Consider the following 1,877-nt stretch of genomic DNA (forward strand, 5'->3'; position numbering starts at 1 on the left):
GCGCTGGCGGCGGTAGACGGGGTGGGGCAGGCGGTGGTGATTGCCCGTGAGGATCGCCCGGGGGATAGGCGTCTGGTCGGCTATATCACCGGGACGGCTGATCCGGTGATGGTGCGGGGCGGGCTGGCCGAGCGGTTGCCGGGTTATATGGTGCCGGCCGCGGTCGTGGTCATCGACGCGGTGCCGTTGACGGTGAACGGCAAGCTCGATAAGCGCGCGTTGCCGGCTCCGGAGTACGGCGGGGGATGCTCGCGGGCCCCGGCTGGGCCGGCGGAGGAGATCGTGGCGGGGATGTATGCCGAGGTGTTGGGGGTGGAGCGGGTCGGGGCCGAGGAGTCGTTTTTCGATTTGGGTGGGGATTCGTTGTCGGCGATGCGGTTGATCGCGGCGGTCAATACCGGTTTGGATGCGGGGTTGGCGGTGCGGGCGGTGTTTGAGACGCCGACGGTGGCGCAGTTGGCGCGCCGGCTGGGTGGGCCGGCGGGCCGGGGTGCGCCGGTGGTGGCGGGGCCGCGTCCGGCGGTGCTGCCGTTGTCGTTCGCGCAGTCCCGGTTGTGGTTTATCGACCAGTTGCAGGGGCCGTCGGCGATGTATCACATGCCGGTGGCGTTGCGGCTGCAGGGGCACCTCGACGAGGCGGCGTTGGGGGCGGCGCTGGCCGATGTGGTGGGCCGCCATGAGAGTCTGCGTACCCGGTTTCCCGCGGTCGAGGGCATTCCGCGCCAGCAGGTGGTGGCGGCCGGGCGGGCCGAGGTCGATTGGCGGGTCATTGAGGCCGGTGACTGGCCCGCGGACCGGTTGGCGCAGGCGATCCAGGACGTGGTGTGTGACCCGTTCGATCTGGCGACCGACCTCCCGGTGCGGGCGACACTTTTCCGTGTCAGCGCCCAGGAGCATGTGTTGGCCGCGGTGGTGCACCATATCGCCGCCGACGGGGTGTCGATCACCCCACTGCTGCGGGATTTGAGTGTGGCCTACGCGCACCGGTGTGCGGGCCGGGTGCCGGGGTGGGCGCCGCTGCCGGTGCAGTACGCCGATTACACGCTGTGGCAGCGGGCCTGGTTCGGGGATCTCGACGATCCGCATAGTCGTATCGGCGGGCAGTTGGCTTACTGGCAGCACGCGTTGGCGGGGATGGCGCAGCGGCTGGTGTTGCCCACGGATCGGCCTTACCCGGCGGTGGCCGATCACCGCGGCGCGCGGGTGGCGCTGGAGTGGCCGGTCGCGGTGCAGCAGGGCATTGCCCGGCTGGCCGCCGAGCATCACGCGACCGGGTTCATGGTGGTGCAGGCCGCGGTGGCGGTGGTGTTGGCCCGGCTCAGCGCCGGCACCGAGGTGGCGGTGGGGTTCCCGATCGCCGGGCGCGCTGACCCGGTGCTCGAGGAGTTGGTGGGGGTGTTCGTCAACACCTTGGTGTTGCGGGTCGATGTGTCGGGGGATCCCACCGTGGCCCAGTTGTTGGGCCGGGTCCGCGAGCGGGCCCTGGCCGCCTACGAGCATCAGGATGTGCCGTTCGAGGTGCTGGTGGAGCGGCTCAACCCGGTCCGCAGCCTGGCCCATCACCCGCTGGTTCAGGTGGTGGTGAACTGGCAGAACTTCCCCACCCCGCCCACCCCACTCGACGGCGGGCTCGGTGGGGACGGCCTGCGGGTGACCGCGCTGGCCGCCGAGACCGGTACCGCCCGGATGGATTTGACGGTGTCGCTGGCTCCGCGCTGGACCCCGACCGGTGCCCCGGCCGGGATCGGCGGGGAGGTCGAGTTCCGCACCGATGTGTTCGACGCCGCCACCATCGACACCCTGATCGACCGCCTCGAGCGGGTGTTGATGGCGATGACCGCCGACCCCGCCAGGAGGCTGTCCTCGATCGATCTGCT

The 1,877-nt window shown here is 70.9% G+C and carries 1 protein-coding gene; it reads left to right on the plus strand.

Features of this window, described 5'->3' with window-relative positions; translation table 11 throughout:
- Nucleotides 1-1,877, plus strand: a 1,877-nt coding sequence (locus OQ789_RS25565) for a condensation domain-containing protein (RefSeq protein ID WP_324689181.1), incomplete at both ends; no start/stop codon positions are given.

Origin of the sequence: Mycobacterium sp. 94-17, assembly GCF_035617725.1 — a bacterium.
Lineage (GTDB): Bacteria > Actinomycetota > Actinomycetes > Mycobacteriales > Mycobacteriaceae > Mycobacterium.